Consider the following 20,238-nt stretch of genomic DNA (forward strand, 5'->3'; position numbering starts at 1 on the left):
TTCACAGGGCGCGGAGCGCTTTCAACAAAAAAGAACGATAAGTCCGGGGGGCGGACACTGATGGTCCTTATGCCTCTTGGGAAATATGGACGCCGGTGCGTGCAAGCTGGCGCCAGAAGCCGGGAAAGCTCTTCTCCACGCACTCGGGGCCGGTGAGGACCAGGGGCGTACCGGACAGCACACAGAGTGTGGCGGCCGTCATCGCCAGGCGATGGTCGCCCCGGCTGTCCATGGCGAAGCGCGCGGGGGGGGCGGGGGGAGGGCGGATTTCGAGCGTCTCGCCCTGGAGGTCCGTGCTCCCTCCGTAGGCCGCCACGAGGGAGCGGATGCCCTCCAGGCGGTCGCTCTCCTTCACGCGGAGGATGCCCACCTCCGTGAGGGTGGAGGGGGCCGGGAGGACACACGCGAGCGCCGCCAGGGTGGGCAGCAGGTCCGGGCATTCCTTGCCGGAGGCCCGGAGCCCGCCGGCCAGCCGCCCCTCGACCTTCAACGTGTAGGGCGCCCCCGCGGGGACGGCCCGGAGGCCCACCTGCTGGATCAGGCGGAGGATGGCGTCGTCCGGGTGCGCGCTGCCCGTGTCCGCCCGCTCCACCGTGCCGCCCGCCTTCCAGGAAATGAGAAGAAGGTAGCCCAGCGACGACCAGTCCCCCGGTAGCGAGGGGCCGGCGGGGGGCGCCACGTACCCGGACACCGTGTAACGGGAAGGTGACTCCTCGAGGACGAAGCCGAAGCGCTTCATCCACGTCACCGTCAGCTCCAGGTAGCCGGCGCTCGTCAACGGGCCTTCAATCTCCACGCTCCACGCGCGGCGCTCGCGCAGGTACAGCGCCGCGCAGCCCAGCAGCAGGCTGGAGGCGTACTGGCTGCTCTGGGCTCCCGGCACCCGGAACACCGGAGGGACGCCCGTGGTGTCCCCGGGCGCGCGCAGCTCCACCGGCCAGGGCGTCCCCTCCGTGAGGGTGAGCCCCGCGGGCCCGAGCGCGTCGCGCAGGGAGGTGAAGAGCGGGCCATGGGGGCGCTCGCCCAGGCGGGGCGTGCCCGTCAGGCGCACGTGGGCGCCGGGCGTCACCGCGGCCTGGGTGGTGAGGATGCGGAAGGGGGCGCCGCCGTCCGCGCAGTCCACGTCCCGCGCCGGGCCCGGGGGCAGGCGCAGGGCCTCCACGCCCCGGCGCAGCACTCGCACGTCCGCGGGAAGGTCCTCGTCCGGCTCGGCCTGCACCGACGGCAGCGGCCAGGCGCCGGTGAGGTGGCCCAGCACCAGCGCCCGCTGCGCGTCCGACTTGGACACCGGCGGGGTGAGCGGCGCGGCGCGAAGGCCGCGAGGGTCCACGAGGATGCGGGACGTGCTCGTGCTCATGGGCGTTTCCCCTTCGTCCAGGCGGGCCACAGCGCGCGCCAGGTGGACCCGGCGACGTCGCGGACCTCCGTGGCGCCGATGGCCGTCAGCAGCACCATGCGCAGCTCCCCGGCGGCGCCCGCCTTCTTGTCCGCGCCGAGGAGCGTCACCACGTCCCGCATGGGAGCGCGGCCGAGCAGGGCGGCGGCCCGCTCGCGGCCGAGCACGCCGGGGCCCCTGGCGAGGGCCTCCTCGGCCTGGACGGCCACGGGCTCGGGTGTCACCCCCAGATGACGGCCCACGTCCAGGGCCAGCAGCATGCCCAGGCCCACCGCGTCACCGTGGGACAGCTTGAAGCGCGACACGCTCTCCAGTACGTGGCCGAAGGTGTGGCCGAAGTTGAGCACGCGCCGCAGGCCCTGGTGCTCGTACGGGTCCTGCCCGCAGACGCGCTCCTTGAGGCCGCGCGCGTCCTTCACCAGCTTGTTCAGCTCGGGTGGCTTGCGGACGTAGCGGCGGAAGAGGGGGGCATCGAGGCTGATGACCATCTTCCACGCCTCCAGCGAGCCCTCGCGGACCTGCGTGGCGGAGAGGGTGGAGAAGAACTCCGGGCACAGCCAGCCCTCCTCCGCGTAGTGGAAGACGCCGGCGGGGTTCTTCACCACGCGCCCCTTCACGGTGAGGTCCACCGCGCCCTTGCCGCCGAGGCTGCTGTCCACCGCGGCCAGCAATGTGGTGGGCACCTGCACCAGCCGCACGCCGCGCTTGAGCAGGTGCGCGGCCACGGTGGACACGTCGCCCACGGTGCCTCCGCCCACCGCCAGCAGGGTGCCGGAGCGCGGCAGGGACAGCCCCGCGGCGAGCACCTTCTCCAGGGCGGCGAACGTCTTGGCGCTCTCGCCGCCGGTGAGCTGGACGATGGCGCGGGGGCGGCGGGCCTCCAGCGCGGGGACGAGGCCCGGGTGGAGCTTCGCCACGGTGCGGTCCACCACGGCCACGCTGCCCTCGGGCAGGCTCGCGGAGAGGCGGGCAAAGGTGCCCCAGCGGTCGTTCGTGGGACGGTAGGCGCCCGGGGGAAGGAAGTCGGTCGTCATGGCGTGTGGGGCCGGGCGTTCATCTGGAGGACGAGGTCGGCGATGACGAGCGACACCATCGCCTCCAGCACGGGCACGGCGCGGGGCATGATGCACGGGTCGTGGCGCCCGCCCTTCGCGTGGTCCATCAGCGTGGCGGGGGGCTTGAAGAAGGCGCGCACCTGCATGGGCTCGCCGTTGGCGAGGCCGCCCTGGATGCCGCCGTAGGCGTCCTTCACGGAGTGGAAGACGGTGCCCGGCTGGCCGATGCGCTGGAGCAGGTCCGGCGGCCCCCAGACGACGCCGGTGACGGCGCCGATGCTGCCCAGCGCCTGGGCGACGAGCGCCTTCACCTTGCCGAAGATGGGCTCGCCCAGGCCCACGGGCAGGCCCTCCACTCGCACGTCGATGGAGCCACCCAGGCTGTCACCGGCCTCCTTCGCGGCGAGGATGCGGCGGGACATCTCGTCGCGGATGTTGGCGTCCGGGCAGCGCGTGGCATGGGCGTCCACCTGCTCGCGGGTGAGCCCGGGCGGGGGCACGGCGGCCACGAGGTCGCCGACCTGGGACACGTACGCGACGGTGCGGATGGAGGGCAGGTCGCGGGCGAGGTACGCCTCGGCGATGGCGCCGCCGATGACGCGGCAGAGCGTCTCGCGTCCGCTGGTGCGCCCGCCGCCCCGGTGGTCGCGGTGCTTGAATCGCTCGCGCCACACGGCGTCCGCGTGGCCGGGGCGGTCCTCCTGCTTCAGCTTGTCGTAGTCACCCGAGCGCTGGTTGGTGTTGCGGACGATGGCGGCGATGGGCGTGCCGAGCGTCTTGTCCTCGAAGACGCCGGAGAGGATTTCCACCTGGTCCGGCTCGCTGCGGGCGGTGGTGATGGAGGACTGGCCCGGGCGGCGGCGGTCCAGGGCCACCTGGATCTGCTCGCGGGTGAGGGGCACGCCGGCGGGGCAGCCGTCCACGACGGAGCCGAGCGCGGGCCCGTGGCTCTCGCCAAAGGTCGTCAACCGGAAGAGGGTGCCAAACGTGTTCATGTCGCGGACTCCCAGAGCTGGCGCTGCCGCCGGGCCTGCGCGACGAACCACGCCGCGCCCAGCATGACCGGAGTGCCCCCGCGGCGGGAAATCTCCGCGGCGATGCGCCGGCCCGGGGCACCGTATGCGATGACCGCGACACGAGCGCGCTCGAATCGCAGCGATTCCGGAGGGGGCACCCGGTCCGGCCACGTCCAGACGCCGGCCCCCGTGAGGACTTCTCCGATGTCGGCGCGGCGGAGGACGCGCAGGCTGACGCCGTCCTCGCCGGCCACGGTGCGCAGGGCCGAGGTGGCGCCCCCGTTCCCCAGCACGAAGGCCTCCTTCGCGCCGAGCCGCTCCAGCACCGTGCGGGCGCCGTGGGTGTCGGTGTTGAAGGATTCCCAGCGGGAGCCCCGGCGCACCAGCGTGTTGATGGCCTCCAGCGGCGAGCGCGTGTGCCGGGCGAGCCGGAGCTTGAAGGGGCTGGTGACGGCGAAGCCCGCGTAGTACGGCAGCAGCGAGTCCACCAGCGTCTCGACGGGCCCATCCTCCGGGATGTCGATGCGGTCGAACGGCTGCTTGTGGATGCGCGGCGAGCGCGAGTGGACGATGGACGTCCCGAGGATGCCGAGGCGGAGCGGCGGCTCCAGCGTCAGGCGGTCCGCCCCGCGCAGCTCGCGGACGGCGTCGTCGAGCAGGCGCTGCCCGGGCGCCGCCGCCCAGGAGCCGCCCGCGGCCACGTAGTCCAGCACGTTCTTCCGGGCCAGCACGGCCCGCGCCGGCAGCGCCACGGCGCCCATGCCGAGCACGGTAACGCGTGTCACGCCGAAGCGCTCCATCAGCAGGCGCTGGGTCTCCAGCAGGGTGCCGATGTGCTCCGGGCCGTGCATGGGCTCCACGTGCTTCACCAGGGCGTCCGGGGGAAGCTCGCGCTCCCACAGCCGCAGGGCCTCCGTGGTGGAGAGCTGGCGCTCCGCGTGGTGCGACGCGAGCAGCTTTCCGGCTGGTGCCTCGAGCGAGCCCTGCCGCCCCGTCGCGTCCTTCAAGTCCCGGTCCACCCGCCACGCGGCGGAGACCCAGGCGGGAGGCAGGGGCTTGCCCCGCTCGGAGACAAGCAGCGGGAGCACGGCCGCGAGCGCCTGGAGGTCGACGGCGTCGGGGGCGTGCAGGTCCGTGCGGAGCTCCAGCACGTCGGCGCCACGGCGCTGGCACTCCCGCGCGAAGTGCACGGCGTCCAGGCCGAGGACGGTGGGGGGCAGGGTGACGACGCGCCGGGCGGGCGTCACGGAGGCACCTCGGAGGTGAGGCAGCCCCGGAGGAAGTCCACCAGGGCCACGGTGGGGACGCGGGCGTGAAGCGCCTCGCGCTCATGGAACACGGTGGACAGCTCCTCTTCCAGCGAGAGCTCGGGGCGCAGGCGCGGGCGCGTCCGGTCCCTGAGCAGGCGCTCCCGGTAGGTGTCGAAGCTGATGGGGACCAGCAGGGTGAAGAGTCCCTCCAGCGCGTCGGCGTGGTGGGACAGGAAGCCGCCTCCCAGGGACACCAGCCCTCCGGGCGGCAGCTCCAGCAGCGCGCGGCGCTCGGCGGCGCGGAACTCCGCCGGAGCCTCGGCCACCCAGGTGCGCAGCGGGCGGCCGTGGAGGCGCTCCAGGTGAGCGTCCAGGTCCAACCCCGTCCGCCCGAGCAACCGGCCCACCAGGGGCAGCAGCCGCGACTTGCCCGCGCTCCGATGGCCGCCAATCGCCACCGTCTGCCCGGGAGCGGGGAGCAGCGCGGGCCCGGGCCGGGCGAGCGCCTCCCTCAACCCCGGCGCGAGCCGGGGGTCCACGGAGTCGAGAATGCGTTCGACGAGGACTTGCCGTTCCTCAGCGGACGGTGCCGACATAGACGTAGGCGGTGCCGAACGTCAGCGGGTGCGCGGCCCGCTCCGAGTATCCGCCGGACTGCTCCATCAGCCCCAGGAACCTGTCCCCGGCCGGGAAGGCCGCGGAGGTGCGGGGGAGATACTCGTACGCCGCGCGGTTGCCCGTGAGCAGCCCGCCCACGGCCGGCATCACCGTCTTGCTGTAGAAGCGGAACAGCGCGCCGAAGGCGCCCGTGGGCTGGCCGAACTCCAGCACCACCACGCGCCCGCCGGGGCGCACCACGCGCGCCATCTCCTTCAGGCACTTCACCGGGTCATCCACGTTGCGGATGCCGAAGGCGATGGAGGCCACGTCGAAGGAGTCGTCCGCGAAGGGCAGGGCCATGGCGTCCGCCACCTGGAACTCCACCTGGAGGCCGGCCTTCGCCGCCTTGGCGGGGGCGGGCTCCAGCATCTCCGCGCAGAAGTCGGTGCCCACCACGCGGCCGGTGGGGCCCACCTTGCGCTTGAAGGCCAGAGCCAGGTCGCCCGTGCCGGTGGCGCAGTCGAGGACGCTGCTGCCCTCCCTGGCTCCACTGAGGCGCACGGCGGTCCGACGCCACAGGCGGTGGACGCCGAACGAGAGGACCTCGTTCGTCACGTCGTACCGCGGAGCGATGGAGGAAAACATCTGACGGACTTCAGTGCTCATCGCGCCCTCGCGACCTGGGCCGGACTGTCCGGCCTCCAAAGGTGTCGGTCCACCGCTCCTAGCACGGCTGGCAGCCGGCGCATCAACGTCTGGAAGCGCTCGGGTGTCAGGGCCTGGTGGCCATCGCACATTGCCTGCTCCGGCCGGGGGTGGACTTCAATCAAAAGTCCATCCGCCCCGGCGGCCGCCGCGGCCAGCGACATGGGGAGGATGAGCTCCGGAACGCCCGTCGCGTGCGACGGGTCGACGATGACGGGCAGGTGCGAGCGCTGCTTCGCCCAGGCCACCGCCGCCAGGTCCAGCGTGTTGCGCAGCTCCGTCTCGAAGGTGCGGATGCCGCGCTCGCACAGCATCACCTGCTCGTTGCCGCCGTCGAGGATGTACTCCGCGGCCAGCAGCCACTCCTGGAGCGTGGCCGACAGGCCCCGCTTGAGCAGCACCGGCTTGCGCGCCTTCCCCAGCGCCCGCAGCAGCGAGTAGTTCTGCATGTTCCGCGCGCCCACCTGGAGGATGTCCGTGGACTCCTCCATGAGCGGCAGCTGCGCCGGCTCCATCACCTCGCTGATGATGGGCATTCCGTGGCGGCGCCCCGCCTCGGCCAGCACGTGCAGGCCCGGCTCGCCCATGCCCTGGAAGGCGTAGGGGCTGGTGCGAGGCTTGAATACGCCGCCCCTCAACACATGCGCTCCGGCGGAAGCCACCGCGGCGGCGGCGCGCTCCACCTGCTCCGAACCTTCCACCGCACACGGCCCCGCCATGACGACGAAGCCCGGGCCGCCGATTTCCACGGTGCCCACGCGAACCCGCGTGCCCTCGGGTCGCGAGGCGCGGTGCGCACGCAGCGTCCCTGTGTCTCGCCCCGACACCGCCGGTGCGGGTTCGTCTGGCCGCTCGCCTCCCACGGACCCTCCAATTCATGGAGTTCAAGAGGTTTTGAACTCCTTGGTGCATGTATAGCCGAGATGGCTTAGAAGACAACCGAAGGTGATTGCGCGGCAATCACCGATGAGGACCGCTGATGAAGACGCTCAATCCCGTTGAGGGCCAGCGCTGGGTGGCCGGAATGATGCCCCTGGCGGTGGGGGATCCGCTGGCGGGAGCGGACGTGCTCGGCGTTCCATCCATCTATTGGGAGCGGCCGCTGGACCAGGAGGCGGTGGCGGGGTGGGGCGAGGCCGCGGTGGTGGCCCCCACGGACCCGGCCCAGGTGCCCGCGGCCCTGGCGTCCCTGGGCACGTTGTCGCTGCGGTGGGTGGGCGAGGCGCCCGGGACGATGCCCGGCCCCTGGTTCGGCGGGATGCGCTTCGGCGCCACCGGTGCTCCGGACGGCGCGTGGGACGCACATGGACTGGCGCGCTGGACGCTGCCGGAGGTGCTGGTGTGGCGCGACGGCGGCGGGCTGAAGGTGGCGGCCTTCGCGCCGGAGGGGCGGGGTGGCGAGGACGCGGTGCGCTCGCGGCTGGAGCGGGTGCGCGCGTGTTTCCCGGACGGCTACCGGCACCCTCGGGGCGCGCCGGTGGCGCTGGCGCTGGATTCGTCGAAGCCCGCCTTCGAGGCTCGGGTGAACCGGGCGCTGGAGGCGATTGCCGCGGGCCACCTTCAGAAGGTGGTGCTGGCGCGCTCGCTGGACGCGGAGGGCCCGGCGCCGTTCGACGTGGTGGACGTGCTGTCGCGGCTGCGGGAGCAGAACCCACGCTGCGCCACCTTCCTCTTCCGCGCGCCGGACGGGGCGTGCTTCCTGGGCGCCACGCCGGAGACGCTGTGCCATGTCGATGGGGCGGTGCTGCGGACGGAGGCCCTGGCGGGCACGGCGGCGCCGGGACAGGCCGAGGGGCTGCGGGGACACGACAAGGACCTGCGCGAGCACGACGCGGTGGTGCGCTACATCCTCGCGACGCTGCGGCCCCTGTCGGAGCGGGTGACGTCGGACGCGGAGCCCGCGCTGCTGACGCTGAAGAACGTGGTGCACCTGCGCACGGGCATCCGCGCGGAATTGCGCCAGGGCATCACCGCGGCGCAGGTGGTGGCGGCCATGCACCCCACGCCGGCGGTGGGCGGCACCCCGCGCGAGCGGGCGCTGTCCTTCCTGGTGGAGCACGAGGGACTGGACCGCGGCTGGTATGCCGGGCCGGTGGGCTGGGTGGGGCCGAAGCGCGCGCACCTGATGGTGGGGCTGCGCTCGGCGCTGGTGCGAGGGGCGAAGGCGCGGCTGTTCGTGGGCGTGGGCCTGGTGGCGGGCTCCACCCCGGAAGCCGAGTGGCGTGAGACGGAGATGAAGAGCCTGGCCATGTTGCGGGCGCTGGGAGGCGGGGATGTCGTCCGACGCTAACCTCAACGTGCTGTGGGCGCGCGCGTTGCTGGAGGAGCTGGCGCGCGGGGGCGTGAGGCATGCGGTGGTGTGTCCGGGCTCGCGCTCGTCGCCGCTGGCGCTGGCGTGCGCGCGGGCGGAGGGGGTGCGTACCTGGTCCGTCATCGACGAGCGGAGCGCTGGCTTCTTCGCCCTGGGGCTCGCGAAGCAGTCCCGGACGCCGGTGGTGCTGGTGGCCACCAGCGGCACGGCGGGCGCGCACTTCTACCCGGCGGTCATCGAGGCGGCGCTGTCGCACGTGCCGCTGGTGATTCTGACGGCGGACCGGCCCCTGGAGCTGCAAGGGTGGGGTGCTCCGCAGACGGTGCCGCAGGCGCGCTTCTACGGCGAGCACGCGCGCCTCTTCGCGGACCTGGGCCTGCCCGAGGCGAGTGACGTGGCCCTGGGCCACCTGCGCGCCACCGCCGCCCGCGCCGTGGCCACCGCGATGCGGGCGCCGCGAGGGGCGGTGCAGCTCAACGTGCCCTTCCGTGAGCCGCTGGCGCCGACGGCCGAGCCCTTCGGAGCGGAGCGCCTGTCCGCGCTGGTGAAGGCGGGCCGGCCCGGAGCTCCGCTGACGCGCATCGTCCCTCCCGCGCCCGCGCCGGACCCGGCCGCGCTGGAGGACGTGCGCCGGCGCATCGCCGCCACCGAGCGGGGCGTCATCGTCTGCGGCCCGCGCGACGAGGCGGACGGGTTCGCCGAGGCCATCAGCGCGCTGTCGCTGGCGACGGGCTACCCGGTGCTGGCCGAGGCCACCTCGCAGGCGCGCTTCGGCGGCGGTCCACTCACCGTGTCCCACTACGACGCGCTGCTGCGCCACGCGCCCTTCGTGAAGGCACACCGCCCGGACCTGGTGCTGCGCTTTGGTGGCGGGCTGACGCCCAAGGTGCCCCAGCAGTGGCTGGACGCGTCCGGCGCGGACATCGTCCTCTTCAGCGATGGCGGTGGGCTGTTCGACCCGGCGCACCGCGCGGCCCTGGTGGTGGAGGGCTCGGCGGTGGCGGCCTGCGAGGTGCTGGCGCGCGGCCTGTCGCGTGGGGCGGGGAAGTGGGCCCAGGGCTTCCTTGGCGCGGAGCGGCTGGCGCGCGCCGCGCTGGAGGCCGCCTTCGCGGAGCGGCCCGACGTGCTCGACGAGCCGCGCATCGCCCGCGAGGTGGTGGCGGCAGTGCCGGCCGGGGTGCCGCTCTTCGTGTCCAGCAGCATGCCCATCCGCGACGTGGACGCCTTCGCGCCGGCGGGCGCGGTGCCGCTGCGGGTGCTGGCCAACCGCGGGGCCAACGGTATCGACGGCATCGTCTCCAGCGCGCTGGGCGTGGCCGCGGCGGCGGGCCGGCCGGCGGTGCTGCTCACCGGCGACCTGGCGCTGCTGCACGACGTGGGCGCCTTCGTCACCGCGTCGCGGGCGCGCGTGTCGCTCACGGTGGTGGTGGTGAACAACGACGGTGGCGGCATCTTCTCGTTCCTGCCCATCGCCCAGGCGGCGAAGCCGGACGAGTTCGAGTCCCTCTTCGGCACCCCGCACGGGGTGGACCTGGCCCATGCGGCGGCGCTCGGTGGGGCGCGCCTGCACCGGCCGGCGACGCCGTCGGCGCTCCGGGCGGCGGTGCGCGACGGGCTGGAGGGTGGCCTGCATCTGGTGGAGGCGCGGGTGGACCGGGCCTCCACCGTGGACGAGCACCGGCAGCTCTATGCGCGGATGGCTGCCGCACTGGGAGAAGGACCATGGGCGTGACGCTGGCATATGAGACGTGGGGCGACGGCCCCCGGGCGCTCGTGCTGCTGCACGGCTTCACCGGCAGCCGGCACTCCTTCGACCACCTGCGCCCCCTGCTGGGCCGGGCGGTGCGCGCCGTGGCGGTGGACCTGCCCGGACATGGCGAGACGCCGCTGCCGTCCAGGACGGGCCGCGACGGCTTCCTGGAGACGGTGGACGCGCTGGTGGCCCTGGTGGACGGGCTGGGGCAGGGCACGGTGGACCTGCTGGGGTACTCGCAGGGCGCGCGGGTGGCGCTGGCGGCGGCCGTGCGCGCGCCGGACCGCTTCGGCCGGCTCATCATGGAGAGCGGCTCGCCGGGCCTGCACCGCCGGCAGGAGCGGGCGGCCCGGCGCGAGGCGGACGCACAGCTCGCGGCCTTCATCCGTGCCCGGGGCGTGGACGCCTTCGTGGACCGCTGGGAAGCGCTGCCCCTGTTCGAGGGCCTGCGCAACCTGCCCCCCGAGCGCCGTGATGCCCTGCGCGCCCGCCGCCGCGCCTGCACGCCGGAGGGACTGGCCGGGGCGCTGGAGTGCCTGGGCCTGGGGGTGCAACCGGACTACTGGCCGGAGTTGCATGCCCAGCGGCTGCCCACGCTGCTGCTCACGGGGGCCAGGGACGAGAAGTTCACGCAGACGGCGCGCCGCATGGCCGCGGAGCTGCCGGTGGTGTGGCGGCACGCCTTCGCGGATTGCGGCCACGCGCCCCACCTGGAAGCGCCGGAGGAGTACGCGCGCGAGGTGCTGGGCTTCCTCCAGACGCCCTGGTACGAGGCCCCGCAGTTCGACAGCCCCGCCGCCACCGTGGCGGGCGCGGAGAGGGTGAGCCCGTGAGCACGTCGGTTCCGGGAGTGAGCCCCGAGGCGGTGAAGCCGCGTCCGGGCGTGAAGCACTGGGTGATGGCGGCCCGGCCCAAGACGCTGACGGCGGCGCTGGTGCCGGTGATGGTGGCCACGGCGCTCGCGTTCGGCCTGGGCGTGGGGCGCGCGCTGCCGGCGCTGGCGGCGCTGCTGGGCGCGGTGCTCATCCAGATTGGCACCAACTTCATCAACGACTACTACGACTTCAAGAAGGGGGCGGACACGCACGAGCGGCTCGGCCCCCAGCGGGTGACGCAGAGCGGCCTCATCTCCCCGAGCACGGTGCTGGCGGGCGCGGCCGTGTGCTTCGGGCTGGCCACGGCGGTGGGCCTGTACCTCGTGGTGGTGGGCGGCTGGCCCATCATCGCCATCGGCCTCGCGTCGCTGCTGTGCGGCTATGCGTACACGGGCGGCCCCTTCCCGTTGGGCTACCACGGCCTGGGCGATGTGTTCGTCTTCATCTTCTTCGGGCTGGTGGCGGTGACGGGCACCTATTACGTGCAGGCGGGCACGGTGGACCCGGCGGCGTGGTGGGCGGCGGTACCCGTGGGTGCCATCGGAACCATGCTCATCGTCACCAACAACCAGCGTGACGCCAGCACGGACGTGAAGGCGGGCAAGCGCACACTCGTGGTGCGTTTCGGCACGGGCATGGGCCGGGCGGAGTACGTGCTGCTGCTCGTGCTCTCCTATGCCACGCCCTTCGCCATGTACGCGCTGGGGCTGGCGAGCCCCTGGGTCTTCCTGGCCCTGCTGAGTCTACCGCTGGCGGTACCACCCCTGAGGTTGATGATGACCGCGCAGGGGGCGGCCCTGAACCCGGCCCTGGGGGGGACGGCGCGGCTGCAGCTCGTCTACGGCCTGCTGTTCGCACTGGGGCTGTACCTGCGATGATGTGAATCCATGCGCATTGCCCAGGCGACGCTGACCCCGCTGCGGCTGGAGCTGCTCCAGCCATTGAAGACGGCCCGAGGCACCTACCCGGCACGCGAGGGCTTCCGCGTGCGGCTCGAGGACGAGGAAGGGCGGGTGGGGCTCGGCGAGGCCATGCCGCTGCCGGAGTTCGGCACGGAGTCGCTGGCGGACTGTGGCACCACGCTGGAGGCCTGGCTGTCCGCGCTGAAGGGGCAGTTCCTCGGGGACTCGGTGCGCGCCATCGAGGACACGCTGTCCCCGTTTCCGCCGGCCGTGGCGCGAGGCGAGGGCGTGCGAATCCGCTCCCGCCAGCCCACGCCGGAAGGCCCGATGCCCGCCGCGGAGCACGCGCTGGAGCTGGCGTTGCTGGACCTGCTGGCGCAGCGGCAGGGGGTGCCGCTGTGCTGGCTGCTGGCGGAGGAGGCCCGGCCGGAGGTGGCGGTGAACGCGCTGCTGGGCGCGGAGGGGCCGGAGGCGCTGGCGGAGGAGGCTCGCAAGGCGGTGGCCGAGGGCTACGGCACGCTGAAGCTGAAGGTGGCGGGCCGCCCCCTGGAGGAAGACGAGCAGCGCGTGAAGGCGGTGCGCGAGGCGGTGGGGCCGGACGTGAAGCTGCGGCTGGACGCCAACGGCGGCTGGTCCGAGCCCGACGCGAAGCGCGCGCTGGACAAGCTGGGCTGGTACGGCCTGGAGCTGGTGGAGCAGCCCACGCCGCCGGAGGACCTGGCGGCGCTCTGGCGGGTGCAGCGGCGGGCGCCGTGCATCGTGGCCGCGGACGAGTCGCTCGGCTCGCCGGAGGCGCTGCGGGCCCTGCTGGCGGTGGACCCGCTGATGGGCGGAGGCCCGGCGGTGGGTGCGGTGGTGCTCAAGCCCATGGTGCTGGGTGGACTGCTGCCATGCCTCGTGGTGGCGATGCGCGCGGCGCGGCTGGGCATGCAGTCCTACGTCACCAGCTCGCTGGACGGAGTGGTGGCCCGGGCGGGCGCGACGCACCTGGCGGCGGCGCTGCCCTCGGGAGCGCTCGCGTCGGGGCTCGCGGTGGGGCGCCTGTTCGCGAACGAGCCTCCCGCGCACCCATACCGGCCGGTGAATGGCCACATCCGGCTGCCGCAGGCGCCGGGGCTCGGGTTGGACCCGAAGCTCGTGGGATGAAGAGGGTGGGTTGACGCGCCGATGAGCGGAGCAGGTGGAATGGAAGGAGGCCGGCGTGAGGCCTGGGGCTGCCCCATCCATGAGGGCGCCGGACGGCACCCGGACGCGGAGGCACTCACGTTCGCCGGCCGCTCGTGGACCTACCGCGCGCTCGACGCCGAGGTGGCCCGGTGGGTGGCGGCGCTCGAGGCCCGGGGCGTCGGAGCCGGTGAGCGGGTGGCGCTCCTGGCGACGAACCACGCCGCCTCCGTGTTCCTCTTCTGGGCCCTGGGCCGCCTGGGCGCGGTGCTGGCGCCACTCAATGCACGCCTCACCCGGGCCGAACTGGCGCCCCTGGCGGAGGACGTGGCCCCGCGCCTCACCCTGGCCCTGGGCGCGCTGATGGAGCGGCTCCCCGGCGCCGAGCCCCTGGAGTCCTTCGCCGGCTCCTCACCATCCCCCACGTGCGCGCCCCTGGCGGAGGACGCGCCCCGGGTCATCCTCTTCACCAGCGGAACGACGGGGCGGCCCAAGGGGGCGGTGCTGACAGAGGGTAACTTCCGGGCCTCCGAGAGGGCCTCCGCGGCCAACCTGGGAGCGCACCCCGCGCCGCGCTGGCTGGGCACGCTGCCCCTGTTCCATGTGGGCGGGCTGGCCATGCTGACGCGCACGGCCTACGAGGGCGGCTGCCTGGTGCTGCATGACCGCTTCGACGCGGACGCCGTCAACCGCGCCATCGACGGGGAGGGCATCTCCCACGCGAGCCTCGTGGCCACCACGCTGGAGCGGGTCCTGGACGCGCGCGCCGACCGGCCCGTGCCACCGTCCTTCCGGCTCGCGCTCATCGGAGGAGGCCCGGTGCCGGTGCCGCTGCTGGAGCGGGCGCGGGCGGCGGGACTGGTGGCGCTGCAGACCTACGGCCTCACGGAGGCCTGCTCCCAGGTGACCACCGAGCGTCCCACCGAAGCCGACGGGCGCACCGCGGGACCGCCGCTGCCCGGCATGGAGGTTCGCATCGTCGGAGGGGACGGCACGGTGCGAGGCCCCGGCGAGGAAGGCGACATCGAGGTGCGCGGGCCCACGGTGATGGCGGGCTACTGGAGGCGTCCGGACGCCACGCGTGAGGCGCTGCGAGACGGCTGGCTGCACACGAAGGACCTCGGCGTGCTGGACGCGCGCGGACGGCTCACGGTGCTGTCGAGGCGCACGGACCTCATCGTCCGCGGTGGCGAGAACATCTACCCCGCGGAGGTGGAGGCGGTGCTCGCCAACCACCCGGCGGTGCAGGAGGCCGCGGTGGTCGGCGTGCCGGACGCCCGCTGGGGCGAGGTGCCCGTGGCCTTCCTCGCGCCGCGCTCCGGGCAGCCACGGCCCGAGGCCGAGGCGCTGGCGGCGTGGTGCCGCGAGTCGCTCGCGGGCTTCAAGACTCCCGCGTGCTTCACCTGGGTGGACGCGCTGCCGCGCAACGCCATGGGAAAGGTCGAACGCGCCGTGCTCCGCCAGCGCTCCGCGACCTGATTCTGGAGTCAAGGTCGAGACCGGGGGCCGCGCTCCCGTCCCTCGGGTGAGGGCGGGTGGGGCTCCACAGGCCGGTCTCCCGTGCCGTGCACCGCGCCGCCGTGCCCTGGCGCCCTCCTCGGTGAGGGGCGGGCCGGGCTCAGGTGCGCGAGCGGCTCAGCACTCGGAGGTGGGGTGGCCCCAGGGGTTGGTGCGCGGGTACTCGCGCAGCATCGTGTTCAGCCGGTACGCCGCGGCCACGGTGGCGCTGGCGCCGGGCTTGCGGCCCGGGACGGCTCCCCGGTTGATGGCCGCGCCCAGCCGGGCGGCCTGCATCGTCAACTGCCGCTCCACTTCCGGGGACCAACGCGGGAACTCGAACCATTCCATCTGTGTGCTCCTTGAGGGGGGACTGCGTGAGTCCCCATCCAACAACCCCGAGCCCCGGAAATCACGACGCCCTGCGTTGGAGTGGAGCGTCAGTGCTGGTTTCCAGACAGGGCCTCTCATGTCGCGGAGCAGTCGTGTTGACCGGCAGCCGGATGCTCTCTCGCCACCTCTCCGTCAAAGGCGCGTGACGAGCACTGCCGCCCTCGAGCCGATGCGCGCCCGATGATCTCGCCTGGGCGCAATTGTGAAGCCTGTCGGGAATAGACTGACAACAGGGTCGAGCTGAGCCCACCTCGGGGTGTGGCGTCACCCTGAACCGGGACGCGAGACATGCCGGATGGCGCGGCAATTTTTCCCCGGGAACGAAACTCAGACATGCAAGGAATTTCACCGGCCGCGTTCAAATAGATGAAGGGGATGGCGGACGGGAGAGGATGTGGTGAGGGGGCAGGTTGTGTCGATATCTCTATCTCCCAGGGCAAGGGGGGACGCGGCTCAAAGGCAAAGCAGCTCGGTACATACACAACGGGAGACGGACATGGCTCCAGAGTCTGTTGATGTCATCATCGTCGGATGTGGACCTGTCGGAGCGATGGCCGCGAACCTGCTGGGGCAGCATGGAGTCCGCACCCTCGTCATCGAGCGCGAGCCGCTGCCCAACACCCAGTCCCGCGCCATCAGCCTGGACGACGAGGCACAGCGCATCTTCCAGTCCGCGGGCCTGGTGGGCGACCTGGATCCGGGCTTCTTCCCGTGCCGGCGCCTGCAGTACCTGGATGATGAATTGCGCTGCCTCGCCGAGGTGGACTTCACCAAGGTGGACAAGCCCTTCGGCCACTTCGTGGGCGCGTTCTTCCAGCAGCCGCGAATGGAGGCGGCGCTGCACCGGGGCATGCAGCGCTACCCGCACGTGGAGCTGTGGCGTGGCCACGAGGTGGAGTCCTTCGTGCAGGACGCGGAGGGCATCACCGCGCGGGTGAAGGAGTGCGCGAGCGAGCAGACCTCCACGGTGCGCGCCCGCTACCTGCTGGCCTGCGACGGCGCGCACAGCGCCACCCGCCGGAAGCTGGGGCTGAAGCTCCAGGGGACGACGGCGCTGGAGCACTCGCTCGCCATCACCATCACCACGGCCTCGCCGGATCCGGAGTTCACCGCGTACCTCTGCGGCCCGAAGCGCCGGGGCTTCATCACCCGCACGGCGAAGGACGAGATGCGCTTCGACATCATCCTCGCGCCGGACGAGGACCTGGAGGCCGTGCGCCGGCCCGAGTCCGTGCGGAGCCTCATCGCTCCCTACCTGGACCCGGCGACGGTGAAGGTCCGTTCCGCCAACGTGTACTCGTACCACAGCCGCCTCGCGGAGAAGTGGCGGGTGGGGCGGGCGTTCCTCCTCGGGGATGCCGCGCACCTGATGCCGCCGTTCCTGGGGCAGGGGCTCTGCGCGGGCCTGAGGGACGCGGCGAACCTCTCGTGGAAGCTGGCCCTGGTGCTCGGGGGCGCGGCGGACGCGTCGCTGCTGGACACGTACGAGCAGGAGCGGCGCGCGCACGTGGCGGAAATCATCCGCGGCTCGGACGCCATGGGGCGGGTGATGATGACGGGCGGCCGGGTGCTGGCCCGCGCGCGCAACGCGCTCATCCAGGTGCTCTACCACCTGCCCGTTACCGGGGACTTCATCCGCCAGTACAAGGTGAAGCCGATGGTGGCGCTGGAGCAGGGCTTCTTCGTCAGCCCCCGCCGCGAGAAGAAGGACTCGCCCCAGGGCACCTACTTCCCGCAGCCGCGCGTGGAACTGCCGGACGGGAGCTACGCCCCGCTGGACGACGTCCTGGGAGAGGGCTTCGTGGTGCTGACGCGTCCCGGCGCTTCGCTGGAGGCGCAACGCGAGGCAAGAACCATGGCGGCGGAACTGGGAGGACGCTGGCTGCAGGTGTCGGCGGCGGAGCGCTCGGGCTCCACCCGTCCGGAGGTGGTGGTGGACGTGGAGGGCCGGCTGGGCGCCTGGTTCGCGCGGTACGGGGCGGACCTCGTCGTGCTCCGTCCGGACCGCTACGTGTACGGCACGGCGGGCGGCGGTGACCTGGGCCAACTCCAGGCGTCGCTCCGGGGCCGCGTCCGTCCGCTGGCGCGCCGGGGCCGCGGAGCCGTGCGGCGAGCGGGCTGAGGCGGCACGCTCCGGCCTCGCGAGCGGAAACGCAAAGGGCGCCGCGGGCGGAACTCATGCCCGTGGCGCCCCGGTGACATCAGGCGTCGAAAGTGGTGCGCGTGCTCAGGCGGCGGCGGACTTCATCATCTGCCCGGCGCGCTCGACACAGTCGGCCATGAAGTTCAGGTAGATGTTCAGCGCCTTGGCGCCCGTCTTCCCGATGACGTCCGCCTTCTCCGGCGTCTGCGACAGCAGCTTGCCCAGCATCAGCTCGTTGAGGGCGGTGTGGCCCACGTCGAGCTCCGCGTGCTCCTTCACGAAGGACATCGAGTCCATGATGTTGTCGCCCAGCACGCGCTTCGCCTGCTCCATCAGGCCGGGCGCGAAGACCACGGACAGGTTCTCGATTTCGTACTCGATGGCGACCTGGGCGGCGGGCAACGGACCGACGATGGTCTCCTCGTGGATGGCGCGGTAGTCCTTCATCGCCTGGGTGGGCGCCTGGTTCAGCAGCGCCTCGGCGTCCAGCTTGGGAGAGCGGTGCTCGTTCCACCGGGCCACCAGCGTCTTGGTGTCCTCGACCATCATCAGGTGGTGGCCGGCCTCGTGCTTGGCGTGGGTGATGAGCTGGTTGCCCACGTCCGTCAGGCCCATCTTCACCGTGGCCTCACCCGCGCGGCGGATCCACCCGTCCACGGGCTCCGTCATGTACACGCCCAGGGAGTTGAGCTGGATGAGGAAACCTTCCATCAACGCCGGGTCCACGTTCGGGTCCAGGAGGGACTTCAGCGACGGGTCCGTCAGGAGCCGCTCGCGCGCCTCCTTGACGTGGGGGGCGTACAGCTCCTCAACGAGTTTCTTGCTCATGTCTTCTACCCTTGGCGAGTGGTGGTGAGCGCGCTGCGGCGCCCGATCGTCAGTTCACTGATGTGCTCCAGGAAGTCCGGGATCAGCTTGGAGGAGATGATCCACATGTACGGATCAGGCCCCGCGTGGATACCGGACTCCTGCACGTAATCCCCCCCTTCGTCCTCACAGAGATAGTGGAACGAAGTGCGACGGCGCGCGGCGTACCAACGGCGGGCGGCATCGACCAGCGCGACATAGGTGGAAGGCCCCGCCTCGGTCAGCGAGAACAGGCGGGCCATGTCCAGCAGGCTGTACAGGTTGGTGCCCAGCTGGCCCATCTCCAGGACGACGGCGGCGACCGGCATGCCACCGCGGCGGGCAACGAGGATCTCCCGCTCACGCTCCAGACCGAACTCCTTCCAGCGCGCCTGGACGGGACGCAGGTCGATGCGGTCGCGGGTGAAGTCGAGCGCCTCCACGTAGCAGTCGGGGCGCGTGCGGGCGATGGTGTCCGCCAGCAGGGTCAGCTCGTTCGGCGTGGCGGAGCCGACGGAGATGCCCTCGTGCGTGCGGCCCGTCAGCTCGTGGGTGAGCACGTCGAGCATGTGGACCTTGCGGGTGAAGGCCAGGCCCGAGCCCGTCGCCATCTGCCGCTCGGCGTAGCGCACGTGCGCCTTGGCGATCCACGGGTTGAGGGCCTCCACGTAGGCCACCACCCACTTGAAGTCCGGATCGCTCTGCGGGTGCTCGAACGTGCGCATGTACAGGTCGCGCATGATCTGCCCCGGCTCCGACACGTTGGAGGGCGGCTTGCCCGGGCGCTTCGCGACCTGGTGCCCCATCCACGCGTGGCGGTAGGGCTTCATGAAGGACAGCGTCGCCTCCAGCCCGCGCTCGGACGGCCACACCGCCTGGCAGAAGAGCTGGGGAATCTCCGCGGCCTTCTTCGCCATGTTGCGGAAGGCCAGGCGCAGCTCCTCGAACTCCTCGGCGGACTTGCCCGCCAGGCTGAAGAAGCCGGAGCGGGTGAAGAGGTCCCACAGCCCGTCCTCCAGGTTCTCACTGGTGCGGGTGTTGGGGGACGCCGCCTGGGACACGAAGCGCACCCAGCGCGCCTCGTCGGAGGAGTAGGGCAGCACGCTCAGGCCGCACAGGACGGTGCCGTCCGCGCGCACGCTGCTGACGTAGCGGATCTCCCCGCGCAGGCTGATGACCTGGTCGTTGTCGGTGTGCAGCTCGAGGAGGGGCGGCAACAGGCCCGGGAACATCAGGTCCTCGGGCCGGCAGCGGATGCACATGCCGGAGAAGGACAGGTCCACCACCTCGCGGGACAGCTCGCCCAGCTCCCGCCAGAGCGGGTGGTGGAAGCTCACGCTGACGCCGGCGGGGGCCGGCACGCGGCGGTGCCACCGGTGACGGATGCGGAAGAGCTGCTCCGGCAGCGGCGTGAAGAGCCGGTCACCGTCGGTGGTGCCCGCGTCCAGCTTCATCCGGTACGCGCTGTTGTAGCCGATGACGTCGATGTCGTAGGGCGCCTCGCCCCACTCCGTCACCGACTCATCCGTCCGCCACTCGAGCTGCGAGGTGGCGGGGTTGAACCGCTCCAGCACCATGCGCACCGTGCGGCCCATGCGGCGCAGCACGCCCTTGTTTCCGGAGGCGCAGATGGCCACGAGGATGGAGCGGATGCGCTCGGCCTGCTCGATGGTGTCCTGCACCGGCAGCACCGACGCGGCCGGCTCCGCCACGCCGCGCTTCAGCGCGTCCGCCAGCAGGGAGAGAATCTGCCGGCCCTGCTCCAGCGTCACACCCACCAGCTGCAGGCCGACCGGAGCGTTCGCCGTCTCCGCGTCCGTCCGGATGAAGGCGCCGCGGATGGGGCCCAGCGTCACGCCGCAGCCGGACAGGTACACCGGCATCGTACGGGGCTCCGAGGTGTCCACCGAGCCCCGGGGCATCACCCACACCACGGTGGGGGACAGCCGCGTCACCTCTCCAATGGTGGCGTCCGGCGTGCCCAGCGAGCAGGTGATGGCATCCGGCCCGGTGCCGTGCAGCGAGTAACCCGAGTCATCCAGGGCCGCCTCGGCCGGCGGGAGCGGAATCACATTGAACAGCGCGTCGCGGCTGACGAACTCCAAGCTCCGCTTGGTGGAGGTCGGACTTCCCCCTTCCATAGGCAGGAACCCCTTTCTCCGGTGCTGAGGAACGCCTGATGCGGAAGTCGAAGTTGCAAGCACAACAGTCCCTCCCTGCTCCAGCGGCGCTGCAGTCGGCGGCGAATCGCTATAGGTCCGTATCATACGGATTCAGAAGGAACAGTCAAACCGAAAGAATCCAGCCGTGCTGTTTTCTGGCTGGCGGGAAG

17 protein-coding genes are annotated in these 20,238 nt (G+C 72.5%); 7 read left to right on the forward strand and 10 right to left on the reverse strand.

What is annotated here, in order from left to right; all coding sequences use genetic code 11:
• Positions 1–67: 67 nt before the first annotated feature.
• The 7 genes from K8638_RS19030 to aroF are packed head-to-tail and all read right to left on the reverse strand — an operon-like array spanning position 68 to position 6,885.
• Entirely contained in the window at positions 68–1,357 is a 1,290-nt protein-coding gene (locus K8638_RS19030; RefSeq protein ID WP_223755974.1) for a 3-phosphoshikimate 1-carboxyvinyltransferase, read from the reverse strand.
• Complete coding sequence (locus K8638_RS19035) at positions 1,354–2,430, reverse strand: 3-dehydroquinate synthase family protein (RefSeq protein WP_223755975.1); 1,077 nt, start codon at positions 2,428–2,430, stop codon at positions 1,354–1,356. The genes K8638_RS19030 and K8638_RS19035 overlap by 4 nt, the downstream gene beginning before the upstream one ends.
• A complete protein-coding gene (gene aroC, locus K8638_RS19040) occupies positions 2,427–3,446 on the reverse strand; it encodes a chorismate synthase (protein WP_223755976.1) in 1,020 nt (339 codons plus the stop codon). Before aroC ends, K8638_RS19035 begins: the two co-directional genes overlap by 4 nt.
• Positions 3,443–4,714 (reverse strand): shikimate dehydrogenase, encoded by a 1,272-nt coding sequence (locus tag K8638_RS19045; protein ID WP_223755977.1) that lies wholly within the window; start codon positions 4,712–4,714, stop codon positions 3,443–3,445. Before K8638_RS19045 ends, aroC begins: the two co-directional genes overlap by 4 nt.
• Complete coding sequence (locus K8638_RS19050) at positions 4,711–5,256, reverse strand: shikimate kinase (protein ID WP_223755978.1); 546 nt, start codon at positions 5,254–5,256, stop codon at positions 4,711–4,713. Before K8638_RS19050 ends, K8638_RS19045 begins: the two co-directional genes overlap by 4 nt.
• Before the next feature lie 37 nt (positions 5,257–5,293).
• Positions 5,294–5,983: a bifunctional demethylmenaquinone methyltransferase/2-methoxy-6-polyprenyl-1,4-benzoquinol methylase UbiE gene (gene ubiE, locus K8638_RS19055; protein WP_223755979.1), complete on the reverse strand. Its 690-nt coding sequence runs from the start codon at positions 5,981–5,983 to the stop codon at positions 5,294–5,296.
• On the reverse strand, positions 5,980–6,885 hold the full coding sequence (gene aroF / locus K8638_RS19060) for a 3-deoxy-7-phosphoheptulonate synthase (RefSeq protein ID WP_370644033.1): 906 nt from the start codon (positions 6,883–6,885) through the stop codon (positions 5,980–5,982). The genes ubiE and aroF overlap by 4 nt, the downstream gene beginning before the upstream one ends.
• A gap of 116 nt (positions 6,886–7,001) precedes the next feature.
• On the opposite strand from aroF, the gene K8638_RS19065 reads away from it, so the two are divergent.
• Genes K8638_RS19065 through menE form a run of 6 tightly spaced genes read left to right on the forward strand, consistent with a single transcriptional unit; the run spans position 7,002 to position 14,506 of the window.
• On the forward strand, positions 7,002–8,312 hold the full coding sequence (locus K8638_RS19065) for an isochorismate synthase MenF (protein ID WP_223755980.1): 1,311 nt from the start codon (positions 7,002–7,004) through the stop codon (positions 8,310–8,312).
• Positions 8,296–10,065 carry a 2-succinyl-5-enolpyruvyl-6-hydroxy-3-cyclohexene-1-carboxylic-acid synthase gene (menD, locus tag K8638_RS19070; RefSeq protein WP_223755981.1) on the forward strand — a complete coding sequence of 590 codons (1,770 nt, stop codon included), beginning with the start codon at positions 8,296–8,298 and terminating at the stop codon, positions 10,063–10,065. Before K8638_RS19065 ends, menD begins: the two co-directional genes overlap by 17 nt.
• On the forward strand, positions 10,056–10,919 hold the full coding sequence (gene menH, locus K8638_RS19075; protein ID WP_223755982.1) for a 2-succinyl-6-hydroxy-2,4-cyclohexadiene-1-carboxylate synthase: 864 nt from the start codon (positions 10,056–10,058) through the stop codon (positions 10,917–10,919). The genes menD and menH overlap by 10 nt, the downstream gene beginning before the upstream one ends.
• Positions 10,916–11,839 carry a 1,4-dihydroxy-2-naphthoate polyprenyltransferase gene (locus tag K8638_RS19080; RefSeq protein WP_223755983.1) on the forward strand — a complete coding sequence of 308 codons (924 nt, stop codon included), beginning with the start codon at positions 10,916–10,918 and terminating at the stop codon, positions 11,837–11,839. The genes menH and K8638_RS19080 overlap by 4 nt, the downstream gene beginning before the upstream one ends.
• 9 nt (positions 11,840–11,848) lie before the next feature.
• Entirely contained in the window at positions 11,849–13,009 is a 1,161-nt protein-coding gene (locus tag K8638_RS19085; protein ID WP_223755984.1) for a mandelate racemase/muconate lactonizing enzyme family protein, read from the forward strand.
• Between the two features lie 39 nt (positions 13,010–13,048).
• Positions 13,049–14,506, forward strand: a complete 1,458-nt coding sequence (gene menE / locus K8638_RS19090) for an o-succinylbenzoate--CoA ligase (RefSeq protein ID WP_223755985.1) — start codon at positions 13,049–13,051, stop codon at positions 14,504–14,506.
• Between the two features lie 156 nt (positions 14,507–14,662).
• On the opposite strand, the gene K8638_RS19095 is transcribed toward menE, so the two are convergent.
• Positions 14,663–14,875, reverse strand: a complete 213-nt coding sequence (locus tag K8638_RS19095) for a hypothetical protein (RefSeq protein ID WP_223755986.1) — start codon at positions 14,873–14,875, stop codon at positions 14,663–14,665.
• A 538-nt stretch (positions 14,876–15,413) separates the two neighbouring features.
• Between K8638_RS19095 and K8638_RS19100 the strand changes: the two genes are divergently transcribed.
• Positions 15,414–17,039 (forward strand): bifunctional 3-(3-hydroxy-phenyl)propionate/3-hydroxycinnamic acid hydroxylase, encoded by a 1,626-nt coding sequence (locus tag K8638_RS19100; protein ID WP_223755987.1) that lies wholly within the window; start codon positions 15,414–15,416, stop codon positions 17,037–17,039.
• Between the two features lie 105 nt (positions 17,040–17,144).
• On the opposite strand, the gene K8638_RS19105 is transcribed toward K8638_RS19100, so the two are convergent.
• On the reverse strand, positions 17,145–17,888 hold the full coding sequence (locus tag K8638_RS19105; RefSeq protein ID WP_223755988.1) for a hypothetical protein: 744 nt from the start codon (positions 17,886–17,888) through the stop codon (positions 17,145–17,147).
• A gap of 5 nt (positions 17,889–17,893) precedes the next feature.
• Positions 17,894–20,011: a hypothetical protein gene (locus K8638_RS19110; protein ID WP_223755989.1), complete on the reverse strand. Its 2,118-nt coding sequence runs from the start codon at positions 20,009–20,011 to the stop codon at positions 17,894–17,896.
• Positions 20,012–20,238 lie beyond the last annotated feature (227 nt).

Source organism: Myxococcus sp. RHSTA-1-4, from assembly GCF_020037125.1.
Lineage (GTDB): Bacteria > Myxococcota > Myxococcia > Myxococcales > Myxococcaceae > Myxococcus.

Excerpts from the sequence above, each read along its gene's own strand:
- aroC (WP_223755976.1), bottom strand. The coding sequence starts at position 3,446 with ATGAACACGTTTGGCACCCTCTTCCGGTTGACGACCTTTGGCGAGAGC.
- K8638_RS19030 (WP_223755974.1), bottom strand. The coding sequence starts at position 1,357 with ATGAGCACGAGCACGTCCCGCATCCTCGTGGACCCTCGCGGCCTTCGC.
- K8638_RS19035 (WP_223755975.1), bottom strand. The coding sequence starts at position 2,430 with ATGACGACCGACTTCCTTCCCCCGGGCGCCTACCGTCCCACGAACGAC.
- menD (WP_223755981.1), top strand. The coding sequence starts at position 8,296 with ATGTCGTCCGACGCTAACCTCAACGTGCTGTGGGCGCGCGCGTTGCTG.
- menE (WP_223755985.1), top strand. The coding sequence starts at position 13,049 with ATGGAAGGAGGCCGGCGTGAGGCCTGGGGCTGCCCCATCCATGAGGGC.
- menH (WP_223755982.1), top strand. The coding sequence starts at position 10,056 with ATGGGCGTGACGCTGGCATATGAGACGTGGGGCGACGGCCCCCGGGCG.
- K8638_RS19065 (WP_223755980.1), top strand. The coding sequence starts at position 7,002 with ATGAAGACGCTCAATCCCGTTGAGGGCCAGCGCTGGGTGGCCGGAATG.
- K8638_RS19105 (WP_223755988.1), bottom strand. The coding sequence starts at position 17,888 with ATGAGCAAGAAACTCGTTGAGGAGCTGTACGCCCCCCACGTCAAGGAG.
- K8638_RS19100 (WP_223755987.1), top strand. The coding sequence starts at position 15,414 with ATGGCTCCAGAGTCTGTTGATGTCATCATCGTCGGATGTGGACCTGTC.
- K8638_RS19095 (WP_223755986.1), bottom strand. The coding sequence starts at position 14,875 with ATGGAATGGTTCGAGTTCCCGCGTTGGTCCCCGGAAGTGGAGCGGCAG.
- K8638_RS19085 (WP_223755984.1), top strand. The coding sequence starts at position 11,849 with ATGCGCATTGCCCAGGCGACGCTGACCCCGCTGCGGCTGGAGCTGCTC.
- ubiE (WP_223755979.1), bottom strand. The coding sequence starts at position 5,983 with ATGAGCACTGAAGTCCGTCAGATGTTTTCCTCCATCGCTCCGCGGTAC.